10 protein-coding genes and 1 riboswitch are annotated in these 15,320 nt (G+C 66.4%); of the genes, 7 read left to right on the top strand and 3 right to left on the bottom strand.

Annotation, left to right across the window (positions count from 1 at the left end):
• Positions 1 to 65 precede the first annotated feature (65 nt).
• From metX to SRU_RS02535, 3 genes are all read right to left on the bottom strand, one after another.
• A complete protein-coding gene (metX, locus tag SRU_RS02545) occupies positions 66 to 1,124 on the bottom strand; it encodes a homoserine O-acetyltransferase MetX (protein WP_011403258.1) in 1,059 nt (352 codons plus the stop codon).
• 130 nt (positions 1,125 to 1,254) lie between these two features.
• The gene (locus SRU_RS02540) at positions 1,255 to 2,667 is read right to left on the bottom strand and encodes an O-acetylhomoserine aminocarboxypropyltransferase/cysteine synthase family protein (RefSeq protein WP_011403257.1); all 1,413 of its coding nucleotides are present in this window, start codon (positions 2,665 to 2,667) and stop codon (positions 1,255 to 1,257) included.
• A gap of 125 nt (positions 2,668 to 2,792) precedes the next feature.
• Positions 2,793 to 2,909, bottom strand: a riboswitch (SAM riboswitch).
• 107 nt (positions 2,910 to 3,016) lie between these two features.
• The gene (locus SRU_RS02535) at positions 3,017 to 3,505 is read right to left on the bottom strand and encodes a peptidylprolyl isomerase (protein ID WP_011403256.1); all 489 of its coding nucleotides are present in this window, start codon (positions 3,503 to 3,505) and stop codon (positions 3,017 to 3,019) included.
• A 303-nt stretch (positions 3,506 to 3,808) separates the two neighbouring features.
• On the opposite strand from SRU_RS02535, the gene SRU_RS02530 reads away from it, so the two are divergent.
• From SRU_RS02530 to SRU_RS15395, 7 genes are all read left to right on the top strand, one after another.
• Positions 3,809 to 4,486, top strand: a complete 678-nt coding sequence (locus tag SRU_RS02530) for a TetR/AcrR family transcriptional regulator (RefSeq protein WP_112903037.1) — start codon at positions 3,809 to 3,811, stop codon at positions 4,484 to 4,486.
• A gap of 40 nt (positions 4,487 to 4,526) precedes the next feature.
• Positions 4,527 to 6,017, top strand: coding sequence for an efflux transporter outer membrane subunit (locus SRU_RS02525; RefSeq protein WP_013061007.1), 1,491 nt, complete (start codon positions 4,527 to 4,529; stop codon positions 6,015 to 6,017).
• Between the two features lie 58 nt (positions 6,018 to 6,075).
• Positions 6,076 to 7,326, top strand: a complete 1,251-nt coding sequence (locus tag SRU_RS02520) for an efflux RND transporter periplasmic adaptor subunit (RefSeq protein ID WP_013061006.1) — start codon at positions 6,076 to 6,078, stop codon at positions 7,324 to 7,326.
• 101 nt (positions 7,327 to 7,427) lie between these two features.
• Positions 7,428 to 7,925, top strand: coding sequence for a four helix bundle protein (locus SRU_RS02515; protein WP_112903035.1), 498 nt, complete (start codon positions 7,428 to 7,430; stop codon positions 7,923 to 7,925).
• Positions 7,922 to 11,137, top strand: coding sequence for an efflux RND transporter permease subunit (locus SRU_RS02510; RefSeq protein ID WP_011403251.1), 3,216 nt, complete (start codon positions 7,922 to 7,924; stop codon positions 11,135 to 11,137). Before SRU_RS02515 ends, SRU_RS02510 begins: the two co-directional genes overlap by 4 nt.
• Positions 11,138 to 11,357: 220 nt before the next feature.
• Positions 11,358 to 13,508 (top strand): PAS domain-containing protein, encoded by a 2,151-nt coding sequence (locus SRU_RS02505; RefSeq protein WP_237701860.1) that lies wholly within the window; start codon positions 11,358 to 11,360, stop codon positions 13,506 to 13,508.
• A 1,529-nt stretch (positions 13,509 to 15,037) separates the two neighbouring features.
• On the top strand, positions 15,038 to 15,241 hold the full coding sequence (locus SRU_RS15395) for a hypothetical protein (protein ID WP_237701859.1): 204 nt from the start codon (positions 15,038 to 15,040) through the stop codon (positions 15,239 to 15,241).
• Positions 15,242 to 15,320 lie beyond the last annotated feature (79 nt).

Raw genomic sequence — 15,320 nt, 5'->3', positions numbered from 1 at the left:
TCCACCGGGGGCATCTGGGAGAGCGGAGGCTGTCTTCCAGCCATTGTCCACGCCCGGATCACGGCTCAGGCCGCCACGGACGAACAGATGTTGGCCCGCCACGTCGACACGAGATCGTTGAGGGCATCGAGCTCGATGAGGAACGTGTCGTGTCCGTGCGGCGCCGACAGCACCTCGAGGGTGGCGCTGGGCAGGTGCTCCGCGAGCTCCTCCTGCTCGGACAACGGATACAGCACGTCCGAGTCGATGCCCACGACCAGGCTTGGCTGCTCGATGGCCCGCAGCACCTTCGCGTAGTCGCCACGGCCGCGAGCCACGTCGTGGGTGTCCATCTGACGGGTCAGGGCCACGTAGCAGTTTGCGTCGAAACGATCGACGAGCTTATTGCCGTGATGGTGCAGGTAGCTCTCCACGGCGTAAGGCGTGCCGTCCTGTTCCGGCATTGCGTCCCGCCCGAACCGGCCGTCGAGGGACGGCCGGGACCGGTACGACACCATCGCCATCATGCGGGCCGTCGCGAGGCCGTTTGTCGGGGGGTCGTCCGGCGGGTATGTTCCGTCTCGCCACTTCGGATCGGCGAAGATGGCCTGCCGCTGCGCCGCGCCCCATCCGATCTGCCAGGCCGTATGGCGTCCCCCCACGGCAATGGGCACGAGCGACCGCACGAACGGCGCCCCGTCGTCGGTCGCCTCGAAGGCCCACTCCAGCACGTGCATGCCCCCCATCGATCCGCCCACGGCACACGCCACCCGTTGCACGCCAAGGGTCTCCAGCGCGCGCCGATGAAGGCGGACCGTGTCGCGGGTCGTAAACGGCGGGAAGCCGGCCCCGTAGCGCTCGCCGGTGTCTGGATTCACCGTCACCGGCGCCACCGAGCCGTAGGGGGACCCCGGCACGTTCAGACACACCACGAAGTCCTCCGTGGGATCGAGGGCGCGACCGGGCCCGAGGAGCCCGCCCCACCAGTCGGCCACGTTCGTGTCGCCGGTGAGGGCGTGACACACCAGGACGGCGTTGGTGCCGGTCGCGTTGAGGGTGCCCCACGTCCGGTACGCCACGGGCACGTCCCGGAGCGTCGTGCCGTTTTCGAGGGTGAGGGTTGGAACCGTGAGCGTCTGCGACATCGGGAATCAGTTGGCTGAACGCGTCGGAGCAGGCGAGGGCAAAGCGTATTGCGTGGTGCGTATTGCGTGAGAGGTCCTTGGCAGTCGTCCTCGGACGGATACGCAACACGAAATGCGTAATACTCCCTCATCACGAAGCCGCCGGCGAGGGCAGCTCCGCAAACGCCTGATCAAAGTCCGCCTTGATGTCCTCGATGTGCTCGATGCCGACGGAGACCCGCACCATGTCGGGCTCGACGCCGGAGGCCTGCTGCTCCTCCTCGGTCAGCTGCTGATGGGTGGTAGAGGCGGGGTGGATAACGAGCGTCTTCGCGTCCCCCACGTTGGCGAGGTGACTGGCCAGTTCCACGTTCTCGACGAAGCGCTTGCCGCCGTCGACACCGCCTTCCACTCCGAACGTGAGCACCGCCCCGTACCCGTTCTCCAGGTACCGATTCGCCCGCTCGTGATAGGGGTGGTCCTCCAGGCCCGGGTAGCTGACCCACGACACCGCGTCCTGCTCTCGGAGCCACTTGGCGAGCGCAAGGGCGTTGTCGCAGCTCCGCTGCACGCGCAGCGACAGCGTTTCGAGGCCCTGCAGCAGGAGGAACGAGCCGAACGGATTCTGGGCCGGGCCGAAGTCGCGTAGCCCCTCCACCCGGGCCCGCATCGCGAAGGCGACGTTCGTGTCGAGCACGCCGTCCGGGCCGAACGTCTCCCAGAACTGCAGGCCGTGGTAGTTGGGGTTCGGCTCGGTGAACTCGGGGAAGCGGCCGTTGTCCCACGGGAACGTGCCCGCGTCCACAATGACGCCGCCGATGGTGGTGCCGTGCCCGCCGATCCACTTCGTCGCGCTGGCCGTCACGATGTCGGCCCCGTGCTCGATCGGGCTGCACAGGAAGCCCGCCGCCCCGAACGTGTTGTCCACCACCAGCGGCACGCCGTGGGCGTGGGCGATGTCGGCGATCCGCTCGAAGTCCGGGATGTTGAAGCGCGGATTGCCGATCGTCTCCAGGTAGACCGCCTTCGTGTCCGCGTCGATCAGGCGTTCGATCGAGTCGGGGTCGTCGCCGTCGGCGATGTGGACGTCGAGGCCGCGGCGGGGGAAGGAGTTCTTGAACTGATTGTAGGTCCCGCCGTAGAGGTAGCTCGTGGAGACGATGTTGTCGCCGTGCTCACAGAGGGTGTTGAGGGCCAAAAACTGGGCGGACTGCCCGCTGGCGGTGGCGACGGCCGCGACGCCGCCTTCGAGCGCGGCCACCCGCTTCTCGAAGACGTCGTTCGTCGGGTTCATGATGCGGCTGTAGATGTTGCCGAACTCTTCGAGGGCGAAGAGGTCGGCCCCGTGCTCCGCATCGTCGAAGGTGTAGGAGGTGGTCGCGTAGATGGGCACGGCCCGGGCGTTGGTGGCCGGGTCCGGCTCCTGTCCCGCATGGAGTTGGCGGGTTTCGTAGCGGGGCGCCTCGGGGGCGTCGGGCCGCTCGGATTCCTGAGGGTCGTGCTGTCCGTTCTGGGCACTCATAGAAAGATCGGCTCTCTGGATGAAGAGGACGCAAGTGCTCATCCAGAAGAGCCGAGGACAGGCCCGGAGGGCGCTCCGTTATGTGCCGACGCGACCGGAGACAAAAGAAAAATCCCCAGCCGCCAGGAAAGCAGATGGGGATCAGCAACCAAAAGGGTCGCGGGTCCCACTCATCTTTCCTCGACAGCAGTCGAGGCAGGATGGGGCACCTTTCCGTCGGGGGGTGCCGACGGCGGTTGCCAGGGCTTCATCGGGCCTGCTCCCTTCACCCTTCTGGATGAATGTGGCGCTACCAGTAATGTAGCAGTGCAAACAGTACGCGCTGCGTCCGGCAATGTCAACGCTCGATTGTGAAGAAGCAGACAGGCCGGTTTTCGGCGCGTCGCCTGCGCTACCGCTTCTCGACGGTGACGCTCTTCAGCGTGTCGCTCTCTTCGATCGCGTCGACCACGTCCTGCCCGTCGGTCACGTCGCCGAACACGGTGTGCTTGCCGTCAAGATGCGACTGCGGCGCCCGCGTGATGAAGAACTGGCTGCCGTTCGTGTTGGGGCCCGCATTCGCCATCGAGAGGACGCCCGTCTCGTGCGTGAGTGGGTTGCCGTCGATCTCGTCGTCGAACTCGTACCCCGGTCCGCCCCGGCCCGTACCGGTGGGGTCGCCGCCCTGCACCATGAAGCCCTCAATGACCCGGTGGAACGGCGTGCCGTCGTAGAAGCCCTCGTCGGCGAGGAAGGCGAAGTTGTTGACCGTATGGGGGGCGTGCTCGGGATAGAGCTCAGCGTGGATCGTGCCCTTGCTGGTCTCGAAGGTCGCCTCGTGGACGGCGTCCGTGTCGATTTGGAGGTCGGGCGGGTGGTCCCACTGCGGATGGTCGGCCATGGCGAGAAGAGGACATCGGCAAAAAGGCAAGTGTAATCGCTCCTGTCCGACGGCAGGCGCGGGGTGGTGTTTCGGGGCTGCCGTCGTCTTTCCGGAAAGCCCATTGCCGCCCCTGCGACGGGTCCGGGGCGCGACCGGACAGCTCTTGTCCCCTTCGGCGAACCCGCGCCTCCTTCACGTCGCCCCTGGTCCGCCACGCCCCGCCGAGGGGACGCCTTTCTTTACACGACAGTTAACCATTTGGTTGAACCAAGCAGTGGGCCCTCGATTACAGCAATCACTTCTGCCCCAGATGCGCTCTCCATGCCTCCCCCTTCCCCCTTTCCTTCCGAGTACTCCGAGACGGAGCGGCAGATCTTCGACGCGGCGCTCCACGTGTTTGCCCGGGAGGGCCGGCACGGGGCTCGGATGCAGGCCATCGCCGACGCCGCCGACATCAACAAGGCGATGCTGCACTACTACTTCCAGGACAAGGGGACGCTGTACGAGGAGGTGTTCACCTACACGGTGGAGCGGTTCATGGCCTCGTTCGGTGCGTCGCTGCGCGAGGCCTCCACCTTCGAGCACACCCTGCGCGCATTCATCGACGGGTACGTCGAGTTCGTCCGGTCCGACGAGGCGGCCATGCGCCTGATGGTGCAGGAGAATCTCGCCGGGGGACGCCTGCTCGGCACCCACCTGCGTGAGGCAACCAACGCCGGCGACGCCCCGCCCCAGATCCTGGTCGAGACCATCGCGGCGGCCGTGGACGCCGGGGAGATTCGGGATGTCGACCCGCAGCACACGGTGCTCTCTGTCGTCTCGACCTGCCTCTTTTTCTTCATGGCGCGGCCGACCGTGCAGATTATGCATCCCGACGCAGAGGACGACTGGGGCGCGTTCGTGGAGGCCCGGAAGGAGCACCTGTTCGACCTCATCTACCACGGCCTTGCGCCCCGACCGGAGGGAGGAAGTGGGTCCCGGGCCGCCCCCCGTGAGTAGCGTTATCCGTTCAAACGTTCAACGTCGAAACGTTTACTGAATGATAGGCTCTCGCTTGCTTATCGCCAGCTTTCTGTTGGGGATGCTGACTGTGGCCGGATGCTCGATGACCCCGGAGATGTCCACCCCGGAGGCCGAGCAGGACCTTCCGGACCGGTTTGAGGCGGCCCCCGGCGACACCACCCTGCCGGCCGCGGCCGCCGACACGGCCGCCTACGACGCCACGCGGTGGTGGGCCGCGTACGAGGACCCGTCCCTCACGGCCCTCGTCGACACCGCCCTCGCCGCCAACCTCAATCTGGAGGAGGCCCAGGGGCGCGTTGAGGAGTTGGCGGCGCAGTTCCGGATTGCACGGGCCCCCCTGTTTCCGAGCGTCACGGCCAACGGGCAGGGCAACTACCAGAACCAGCCCGCCAACACCGGCATCGGGGGCGCCATCGGCGGGGGGCAGGGCCCGGACCGCTTCGAGTTTACCGACTACCAGGCCACGCTCGGCCTCTCCTACGAGCTCGACTTCTGGGGCCGCGTGCGGAGCCAGCGCACGGCGGCCCTCAGCCAGTACTTCGCCACGGCCGCGGACCTGCAGACCGCCCGCCTCTCGGTCATCAGTCAGACGATCTCGACGTACGCCCAAATCGCGTCCCTCCGGCGGCAGGTGCGCCTCGGGGAGCGCACCGTCGGCCTGTTGGAGGAACGAGTCGCCGTGACCGAGGACCGCTACGCGCGGGGCCTCGTGCCGTCGTTTCAGCTGTACACCGTCCGTCAGAGTTTGCAGGCCGCCCAGGCCGACCAGCCGGACCTCGAACGCCGGCTCTACGAGGCCCAGAGTCGCTTTGCAACGCTCCTCGGCCGCTTCGCCGGGGAGCAGCGCGCGCTCCTGCCGGACTCGATGACCGTTCCCCTTGCCCCCGAGCCGGTGCCCGCGGGCCTGCCCGCGGACCTGCTGATGCAGCGGCCCGACGTGCGCGGGGCGGCGCTCCGCCTGGAGGCGGCCCGCCAGGAGATCGGCGTGGCCCGGGCCGAGATGCTGCCGAGCCTGTCGCTGACCGGGCAGGGCGGGACGCAGAGCAGCGAGCTGGCCGACCTGGTGGACCCCGGCCAGGTATTCGCCAGCTTTGCCGGCCAGCTGACGGCGCCCTTGTTTCAGGGCGGTCAGCTCCGCGCCAACCTGAACGCTGCCGAAGCCCGCTACAAGCAGCAGGCCGCACGCTACGAGCAGACGGTCCTGACTGCTTTTCAGGAGGTGAAGGCCTCCTTGGTGGCCTACGAGAAGCAGCGCCAGCGCTACCGTGAGGTGGAGCGGCAGGTCGACACCGCGCGAGACGCGTTCCAGGCCCAGCGCGACCGCTACGAGCGCGGCGTGGGGGATGTGCTCAGCCTGATCGACGCGGAGCGCACCCTCCTGCAGGCCCGCACCCGCCTGGCAGGCGTTCGGCGGGCCGTGACCAACGCGCGCCTTGCCCTTCACCGCGCGCTCGGCGGGCCGTGGACGGATGCGGAGCCTGTCGACGATCCGCGCCTGTTCCGGTAGCCCGGGGATTCCTGATTTGCCATCGTCCGGCCTCTTTTTTGACTGACCCCTTCGATTTATGGACACCAGCACCCTCAAGTGGGCCCTCATCGGGGGCGGCCTCCTTCTCGGCACCGCCGTCGTCGTGGCCCTGCTCACTGTGTTCGCCCCGGCGCCGGAGACGAGCGACCCGCCGCCGCAGTCCCCCCTGGTCTCGACGGTTCCCGTGGACGTGCGTGCCGGCAGCCTCCTCGTGCGCGGCACCGGAACCGTGCGGCCCGTCCGCGAGATTGAGCTGACCGCCGAGGTCGGAGGGCGCCTCGTGGACGTCTCCGACGCGCTCGTGAGTGGCGGCCGGTTCGACGCCGGGGCAACCCTGGCCCGCATCGACCCCGCCGACTACCGAAGCGCCGTGCAGCAGGCCGAGGCGCAGGTGACCCAGGCCCGGGTGCAGCTCCTGCAGGCCCAGGAGGAGGCGGGCGCCGCCCGGGAAGACTACGAGCGCCTCCGGGGCCGCACCGGCGAGACGCCCGCCCCCGACAGCACCGAGCTCGGGCGGCTCGTCTTCAACGAGCCGCAGGTGGCACAGGCCCAGTCCACCCTCGAAAGTGCCCGGGCCGCTCTCCAAAACGCGCGCACCAACCTGGAGCGCACCCGCCTCCAGGTGCCCTTCGACGGCATGGTGCGCCAGAAGCAGGCCGACCTCGGCGCGTACGTCGCCCCGGGCACGCCGGTCGCCACGGTCTACGGCACGGAAGCGGCCGAAGTCGTCGTGTCCCTGCCGTCCCGCAAGGCCGCCCTCATCGAAAACCTGTGGGCGACGAGTGGGCAGTCTGCCGACGCCGGGCTCCCGGCCACGGTGACCAGCGCGTACGGCGACCAGACGTATTCGTGGGAGGGGCGCGTCCATCGGGTCGAGGGGGCCATCGACCAGCGGACCCGGACGGTCGACGTGGTGGTGCGCGTGCCGGAGCCGTACAACCAAGCCCCCACCATCCAGTCGCGGCGGCCCGAAGTCCCTCCGGAGCCGCGGGGCCGAACGCGCCCCCCGCTGGCCATTGGCACCTACACGACGGTCGACATCGAAGGCCGTCGGAACGGCACCTACCACGTGGTGCCCCGCCGGGCGGTCCACACCCGCGAGCCGGGCCAGCCGCCGGTCGTGTGGACGGCGGTCGGGGACTCGATGCTGGCCGAGCGCACCGTCGAGCCCATCCAGACGGTGGAGGAGAACACCTACCTCGCCCCGACGCTCGACCCGGACGCCCGCGTCATCACGACGGACCTGCGCGTCCAAACGGACAGCATGGCTGTTCGCGTTGAACGTTAAAACGTTGAAACGTTGAACGTTTTGACAACAAAGACCTTACTTCTGAGGTGCTTTTCAACCCCACAATGTTCCAACGTTCAACGTGCAAACGTTTCAACGCCATGGCCACAATCGAGCGCTTCGAGAAACTTGAGGTCTGGAAAACCGCCCGGAAACTGACCAACCGCGTTTACAAGCACACCCAGCAGGAGCCTTTTGCCAAAGATTTCGGGCGGCGCGACCAGATCCAGCGAGCCTCGGTGTCGGTCATGAGCAACATTGCGGAGGGCTTTGAGAGCCGAACGCAGAGCATCTTCGTGGATCATCTCGGCCGGGCCCGAGGGTCAGCGGGCGAGGTGCGCGCACAGCTTTACGTCGCCTCCGATCAAGGCTACCTGTCCGACGCCGAGTTCGAGGCCACCTACGACCTCGCCGACAAGGCCTCCCGACAGCTATTTCGGCTGATTCAGTACCTGGAATCGAAACCCAATGCCTCCCGCGTCCGGGAGAAACCCGCGTCCGGGAGAAAAGCGTCGAGTACCAAATCAACCTGGACACACCGGAGTGACCTTCTCCGGCCTAACGTTCCAACGTCCAACGTACCAACGTTCCAACGATGAACAGAGCAATCGACTGGTTCGCCCGCAACGGCGTAGCGGCCAACCTGCTGATGCTTCTGCTCCTTCTGGGGGGCGGCGCGGCGGCCTTCACCACCGTGCAGGAGGTCTTCCCCGAGTTTAGTCTCGACTCGGTGCAGATCCAGGTCACCTACCCCGGCGGCTCGCCCGAAGAGGTGGAGCAGTCCATCGTCCGCCGCATCGAGGACCGCATCGAGGGCGTCGAGGGCATCGACCGCATTCTGGGGACCGCCACCGAGAACAGCGGCGTGGTGACCGCCGAGCTGAAGCGCGGCACCGACCTCTCCCGGGCCCGCACCGACATCAAGTCGGAGGTGGACCGCATCACCGCGTTTCCGGAGGAGGCCGAGCAGCCGATCGTCACGGAGGTCACCAACCGGCAGCAGGCGCTCCAGATTGCCCTCTATGGCGACGCGAGCGAGCGCACCCTGAAGGAGCTCGCCCAGCGCGTGAAGGACGACCTGACGCGCAACCCGCAGATCTCCTTCGTGCGCATTGGGGGCGTGCGGGACTACGAGATTTCCGTGGAGGCCTCCCGCGAGGCGCTTCGCAAGTACGGCATGCGCCTCGCGGAGGTCTCGCGGATCGTGCGGGAGGGGAGCCTCGACCTGCCGGGCGGAAGCGTAGAGACGGACGAGGAGGAGATCGTCATCCGGACGGAGGGCCAGAACTACACGAAGGAGGACTTCGAGGACATCGTGGCCCTCACCCGCGACGACGGCACAAAGGTGCGCCTCGGTGAGGTCGCAAGCATTCAGGACGGATTTGCCGAAAACTCCGACCTCATCACGCGCTTCAACGGCGAGCCGGCCGCCATCCTCAACGTCTTCCGCACGGGGCAGGAGCAGGTGCTCGACATCGAGGAGACGGTCAAAACGTACCTCGACGACGACCTGCAGGCGTCTCTTCCGGCCGGGGTTCAGGCCGCCATCTGGCAGAACCAGGCCGAGAGCCTCCGCAGCCGGCTCAACCTGCTGATCGAAAACGGCATCTTGGGGCTGTTCCTCGTCGTCCTCACGCTCACCCTCTTCCTCGCCCCCCGGCTGGCCTTCTGGACCTCGGTCGGCATCTTCTTGTCGTTTACGGGCACGTTCATCCTCATGCAGTACCTGGACGTGTCGATCAACCTCCTGTCCCTCTTCGGCTTCATTCTCTCCATCGGCATCGTGGTCGACGACGCCATCGTGGTGGGCGAGAACGTGTACGCCGAGCAGGAGGGCACAGGCGATCCTTTGGAGGCCTCAATTCGCGGGACGCAGCGCGTCGGCATCCCGGTCATCTTCGCCGTCTTGACGACCGTCGCCGCCTTCTCTCCCCTCCTCTTCATCGGCGGCACGATCGGCAAATTTCTCGGGGACATCCCCACGATCGTCATCATCGTCCTGCTGCTGTCGCTCGTGGAGGTGCTGTTGATCCTCCCCTACCACCTGTCGGAACGTCCGGACCAGGAACCGGGCACCCCCACCCTCCCGATCCGCACGCTCAACCGGGTGCGGCGGTGGGTGGCCGCCCAGCTCTGGGCCTTCGTGCGCGGCCCGCTCACGACGGCCCTCCGGTTCGCCACCCGGCACTACGGCGTGACCCTCGTGGCGGGCGTGTCGCTACTGTTCATCTCCTTCAGTTTCGCCAGCAACGGGTACATCGGGTTCTCCTTCTTCCCCAGCGTGCAGGGGAAGCTGGTGACGGCCCAGCTGGAGATGCCGGTGGGCACCACGCCGGAGGCCACCGAGCGCATGACGGCCCGCCTGCAAGAGACGGGGTACGAGGCCATCGAGGCCCTCGAAGCGAAGGCCGGACAGGACCTCGTCGAAAACGTGTACGTGGCCGTCGGCCGTCAGCCCCAGGCCAACAGCGACCCCGGCGCGGGCGGCTTTACCGCCACGCAGGCCAACGTGGCCGAGGTGAGCTTCGAGATGATCGACCCGGAGGAGCGGGACATCACGTCCGCGCAGTTTGAGGAGCGATGGCGCGCGGAGACCGGACGGGTGCCCAGCGCGCGCTCGCTCTCGTTCACCGCCAACGTCGTGTCGGTGGGCAAGCCCGTCTCGGTGGAGCTGTCGGCCCCCACGCCCGACAAGCTCGACCGGACGGTGGCCGCCGTGCAGGACTCCCTGGCCCGCTTCGGGGGCGTGTTCGACATCAAGTCCGACCAGGAACAGGGCAAGCGGGAGCTGGAACTGTCGATGAAGCCGGGCGCCCGGACGCTCGGCCTCTCGCTCAACGACCTCGCCGGCCAGGTCCGCGCCGCCTTCTTCGGGCTGGAGTCCTACCGGCTCCAGCGCGGACAGAACGAGGTGCGCGTCTACACCCGGCTGCCCGACGACCAACGCAACTCCATCGAGGACCTGAGCGACTACCGCATCCGGACGGCCGCTGGGGCGCAGGTGCCCCTGGAGGAGGTCGCGGACGTGTCGTTCGGGTACAGCCCCTCGCAGATCAACCGGCAGGACGGCCGCCGGGTCGTCACGGTGACGGCCGACGTGGACCCGGGCGTCACGACCGGCAACGCGGTCAAAGCGAGCCTCCAGTCCAGCGTGCTCCCCAACATTCAGCGCGCGATTCCGGGGGCCACCTTTACCTTCGGCGGGCAGCAGCGGCAGCAGCGCAAGGCGCAGAGCGCCCTCGTGATCGGCTTTCTGCTCGCACTGTTTGCCATCTACGCCCTGCTGGCCATTCCCTTCCGATCGTACCTCCAGCCCCTGGTCATCATGAGCACCATTCCGTTCGGCTGGATCGGGGCCCTGCTGGGCCACCTGATGCTCGACATCCAGCTCGGCCTGCTCAGCATCTACGGCATCGTGGGCCTCAGCGGCGTCATCGTAAACGACGCGCTCGTGATGCTCGACTTTGCCAACGAGGAGCGCGCCGAGGGCCGCGACTGGCCCGACGCGCTCGTCCGGGCCGGGCAGATGCGCTTCCGCCCCATCCTGCTCACGTCCCTGACGACGTTCCTGGGCCTCTTCCCCATCATCGTGGAGCAGAGCGTGCAGGCCCAGTTCCTCATCCCGATGGCTGTGAGCCTCGGGGTCGGCATCGTCTTCGGCACCGCCGTCCTCATGATGATCGTCCCCTCGATCGCCATGTTTCAGGACCGTGCCGTCGGGTGGGTGCAGACCCGCCTCCTCGGCTACGACGAGCCGGTAAAGCACTTCGGGCCGTACGAGGAACGGCACGCAGGGGACCCGTCCGCCTGAACGGGGAACGGCAAATGTTTCCGTCCGGGGCCCTTCCCACTTCCGGACCGGCCCGCGCAACCGACTGCCGCCCACCTGCTTCCTGCGAGCGCCTGTCTGGGGGGGTGCGGAGGCATCCAGGACGTGACCGGGCGGCCCGCCGGGGTGGTATGGTCATTGCGAAATGATTCGTGACAGATCAAGCACGCATCCGTTACGCCCCACCCGGTTCTCCGCCGACATGATCTCCCCCGCCGTGCAGAACCTTAACGACGACGAGGCGCTGCGACGAAGCACCGTTCTTGAGCGCGTGAGCGAAGGCGTCGTGGCCCTCGACACGAACCTCCGGTACACCTACGTCAACGACCGGGCCGAGCAGATCCTAGATGCCGACCGGGCGCAGTTGATCGGCCGGCACGTGTGGGACGCCTTCCCGGAGTCGGAGGAAACCGCCGCGGAGGACGCCCTCGACCTGGCGCTGGCGACCCAGGAGCAGCAGTCCTTCGAGCGGTACGACCCGGGCCTGGACCGCTGGTTCGAGGTCCGCGTCTATCCCGACGAGAGCGGACTGTCGCTCTACTTCACCGACATCACGGACCGCAAGGCCTCGGAGGAAGAGCTCGCGCAGAAAAATCGCCAGCTCAGCGCGCTCATCGAAAATACCGCCCAGGCCGTGTACGTCAAGGACCGGGCGGGCCGCTACCAGTTCGTGAACGAGGCGGCCGCCGACCTTGTCGGGCTCCCCCCCGAGGAGGCCGTCGGAAAGCGCGCCGAAGACCTGTTCGATGCCGAGAGTGCCGCCGAAATCCGCCGGATCGACGAGCAGATTCTCGCGGACGGGACCGCGGACTCCTACGAGGCCACCCGGTTCATCGACGGCACGAAGCACGTCTTTCTGGAGAACCGGTATCCGCACCGCGACGAGGACGGCGCCATCGTGGGCATTGTCGGCATCAGCCGGGAGATCACCGAGCGGAAGCGACGTGAGAAGACCCTCGAGGGCAGTCGCCAGCGCCTGAAGTCGCTGTTCGAGAATCTTCCCGACTCCGTCGTGATCCACGACGCGGAGGGACACATCCTGGACGTCAACGAGCAGACCGTCGACGAACTTGGCTACACGTACCGGGAGCTGCGGTCCATGAACGTGGCGGACTTCGAGGTCGGCCTGTCTCAGGAGGAGCTGCGCGAGACCTGGAGGACCATGGAGGTCGGCGACCGGGCCAAGAAAAGCGGCCGCCACCGCCGCAAGGATGGCTCCTCGTTTCCGATCGAGGTGTGGGTGGACAAGACGGAGATCGGCGGCGAGAAGCGCTTTATCGCCCTCACCCGCGACGTGACGGAGCAGCTCCAGAAGGAACGCAAACTCAAGGCGCTCACCGAGGAGTACCACGCGCTCCTGGAGAACGCCGAGGACGCCATCTTCTTCCTCGACGTAGAGGAGGAGGAGTCGGGCACGGAATTTCGCTTCGAGCGGCTCAACCCGTACCACGAGGCCGCGACGGGACTGGACTCGGAATCCGTCCGGGGCAAGACGCCCCGGGAGGTTCTCGGCCCGGACCTCGGCGCCGAGCTCGAGGCGAACTACCACCGCTGCGTGGAGGCCGGGGCGCCCATCTCCTACCAGGAGGAGCTCGACATGCCCGCGGGGCCGCGCATCTGGCAGACCAAGCTCGCGCCGGTCGTCGTCGACGGCACAGTGACCCGCATCGTCGGCATTGCCCGCGACGTCACCGCCCAGGTGCACCGCGAAGAAAAGCTCCGCCGCAAGAACGAGCGCCTCGACGAATTTGCGGGCATCGTGGCCCACGACCTCCGCAACCCGCTCAACGTCGCGCAGATGCGCACCACGCTGTCCGTCGAGGATCCTGATTATGAGGAGCTCCACCGCAGGAAGGTGCACGAGGCCCTCGACCGGATGGAGGACATCATCTCCGATACTTTGGTTCTCGCCCGGCGCGGCAACGAGGCCGAATCCCTCGAGCCCGTTTCGGTGACGGACATCGCGGACCAGTGCTGGGACATGGTCGAGACCAACGCGGCGTCCCTGATCGTCGACGACGCGTGCACGATCGAGGGCGACCCGGACCGCCTCCGGCACGTCTTCGAGAACCTCTTCCGCAACGCCGTCGAGCACAGCGAGGGCGACGTCACGGTGCGGGTCGGGCGTGCCGACGACGCCGTCCTGTACGTGGAGGACGACGGGCCCGGCGTTCCGCCTGCCCGGCGCGAGACGGCGTTCAAGCCCGGGGAAACCTCGCGGGAACAGGGGACCGGCTTCGGGCTCTCGATCGTGAAGCGCATCGCCGAGGCACACGGCTGGGGCGTCCGCCTCACGGAGTCTCCCGATGGCGGGGCCCGGTTCGAATTTACCGGGGTCGAAATTCGCTCGTAGTCGTCCGCCTGGGCCCAGGGGGCTATGTTCAGGGGGCCATGTTGAAGACAGGGGGGCTCCTGACCCGCCACCAGATTCCGAATCTTGCCCCCTCGTCTTAACCTCCTCACCAGGCGACGCACAGGCCTGGGGGCCCGCACGATCCGGCACGAGTCCGGATTGTTTTTTGTAGCGTTTTTTCCGGCCGCGCACCGGAGCTACCCGATTCACGTCCTGTGCTCGTGTAGGACTCATCCGACAGGACGAGAAGGCTTTGGCCATCGTCACAGGGGCTCCGAGTGAAGCTTGTGGCGACTTTTCTTCGTTTCAGCAATTCCCCTGCCGCCCAGAATTTTCTTATCCCTCCAGAATTTCCTTTTCACTCAGGAAGCCCGCGGTCCTTTTGCCAGTGTAATCGGCGTCGATTTAGCAGCTCCGCCCCCCTCTTTCTGTGTCTTTGTGCAGCTGATATCCGAGAGGAGCGAGCGGGGCAAAAACGACACCCACCGATTCAGACGACGATTGCAGCTCTCTTATGCGGGCAGGTCGGGACACCACTCCACGAAGTAGTCTTCCGCCTGCTCGCAGATCCCGCTGACGGTCAACCGCCGTTTGACGGGACCGAACACGCAAACCGGCAATCCCCCTCGTCGGCGGAGTTTGGATCCGCGGTGTTGCCCTGCCGCTGTGCAATCACGGCGAGCTGGCTCCAGGAACGGCCGTAGACGCGCGGGGAGATTCGAGTGGGCACGGAGGCAGCGCCCATGTCGGCGCAGGCGGCCCCAGAATGCATTTGCCTTCTCGCCTGGGCCGCTCTTGACGGCATGGCTCCTCAACACCTGGTCGGCATGAAAGACGCGACGGTACACAGAGATGGCTGAATTTTACGAGGCCATCGCATTTGGACGGGCATCAGCTGCACCTTTCCCGGTGACACGTGAGTGTATGTCACCGCGTAGGGAATCTTTTGGAGTATATCTTATAAGAAAGCATTCCTTACGATGCAGGATTCGAGTCCGGAAGAGCCAAAAAGCTGCTTGTGTAAATCGCCCTAGACCGACCCACCGCCGTCAAGCAAGTCGATCGGGGCCGGAGAGATCCAGCGGAAGGACGACCGGCGCTGGACTGTTGGTCAACAACCACGCTGCTACAACACGCGGCTGGACCGACTGCCTTACAGAGACTCTCAACGCAGGGGGCGAAATTACCGACGCAGAGACCATATCGGAGCGACGTCCTTCTCCGAGAAGACGACGGCGCGTGTACTGAAGCGTAAGGGCACCCCTCATCCTCTCAAAAAGGAGAAAACTTTAAAATAGAATATAACAGAAGCGTACGGGCGTCCGAAGTGAGCCCAAAAGAAAAGACTGGCATTTTTGTTGCCCTACAACAGACGGAAGATTCTTCCGGACTTTGCCCCGAGGCATCCCAGTTTGCGTCCCTCCTTATCACCCCCTAGACCCGTTCGCATTTGCCCAACCGTTACCCTTCGCCAATCGAAAGAAGATTCTGACCCGCCTACCCCTCCGGTAACGGACTGGTTCTGCGTGGTGGACCGCTCTCCCGCAACGGCGGAAGAGCAGTGGGCCCTCGCCGACGGAAGTGTGGTGCTGACCCTCTCGGCAACTCGGGCCGACGCAATGGCAGTGGCCGACCTGGATGGTGTCGGCATCGTCCGGTATGCCCACCTGTCCGATCCCGACCGGGCGGCCCTGCGCCGGCACCTCGCTCCCTACCGCCAGGTCAACGGCTAAGGGGCACTCCGCAAACGCGTGCACGAAGCGGCCCCGGTGTCTCGAGGGGACGCACGGCACGGAAGTTTTGCTTTTTCCC

This window comes from Salinibacter ruber DSM 13855 (assembly GCF_000013045.1).
In the GTDB taxonomy this organism is placed as follows: Bacteria; Bacteroidota; Rhodothermia; order Rhodothermales; family Salinibacteraceae; genus Salinibacter; species Salinibacter ruber.
This window is presented reverse-complemented; position numbering and strand designations above follow the sequence as displayed.

Bases quoted from the DNA above. Each gene is read 5' to 3' on its own strand.
- SRU_RS02505 (WP_237701860.1), top strand. From the start codon at position 11,358: ATGATCTCCCCCGCCGTGCAGAACCTTAACGACGACGAGGCGCTGCGA.
- SRU_RS02520 (WP_013061006.1), top strand. From the start codon at position 6,076: ATGGACACCAGCACCCTCAAGTGGGCCCTCATCGGGGGCGGCCTCCTT.
- SRU_RS02530 (WP_112903037.1), top strand. From the start codon at position 3,809: ATGCCTCCCCCTTCCCCCTTTCCTTCCGAGTACTCCGAGACGGAGCGG.
- SRU_RS02515 (WP_112903035.1), top strand. From the start codon at position 7,428: ATGGCCACAATCGAGCGCTTCGAGAAACTTGAGGTCTGGAAAACCGCC.
- metX (WP_011403258.1), bottom strand. From the start codon at position 1,124: ATGTCGCAGACGCTCACGGTTCCAACCCTCACCCTCGAAAACGGCACG.
- SRU_RS02535 (WP_011403256.1), bottom strand. From the start codon at position 3,505: ATGGCCGACCATCCGCAGTGGGACCACCCGCCCGACCTCCAAATCGAC.
- SRU_RS02510 (WP_011403251.1), top strand. From the start codon at position 7,922: ATGAACAGAGCAATCGACTGGTTCGCCCGCAACGGCGTAGCGGCCAAC.
- SRU_RS02525 (WP_013061007.1), top strand. From the start codon at position 4,527: ATGATAGGCTCTCGCTTGCTTATCGCCAGCTTTCTGTTGGGGATGCTG.
- SRU_RS02540 (WP_011403257.1), bottom strand. From the start codon at position 2,667: ATGAGCACTTGCGTCCTCTTCATCCAGAGAGCCGATCTTTCTATGAGT.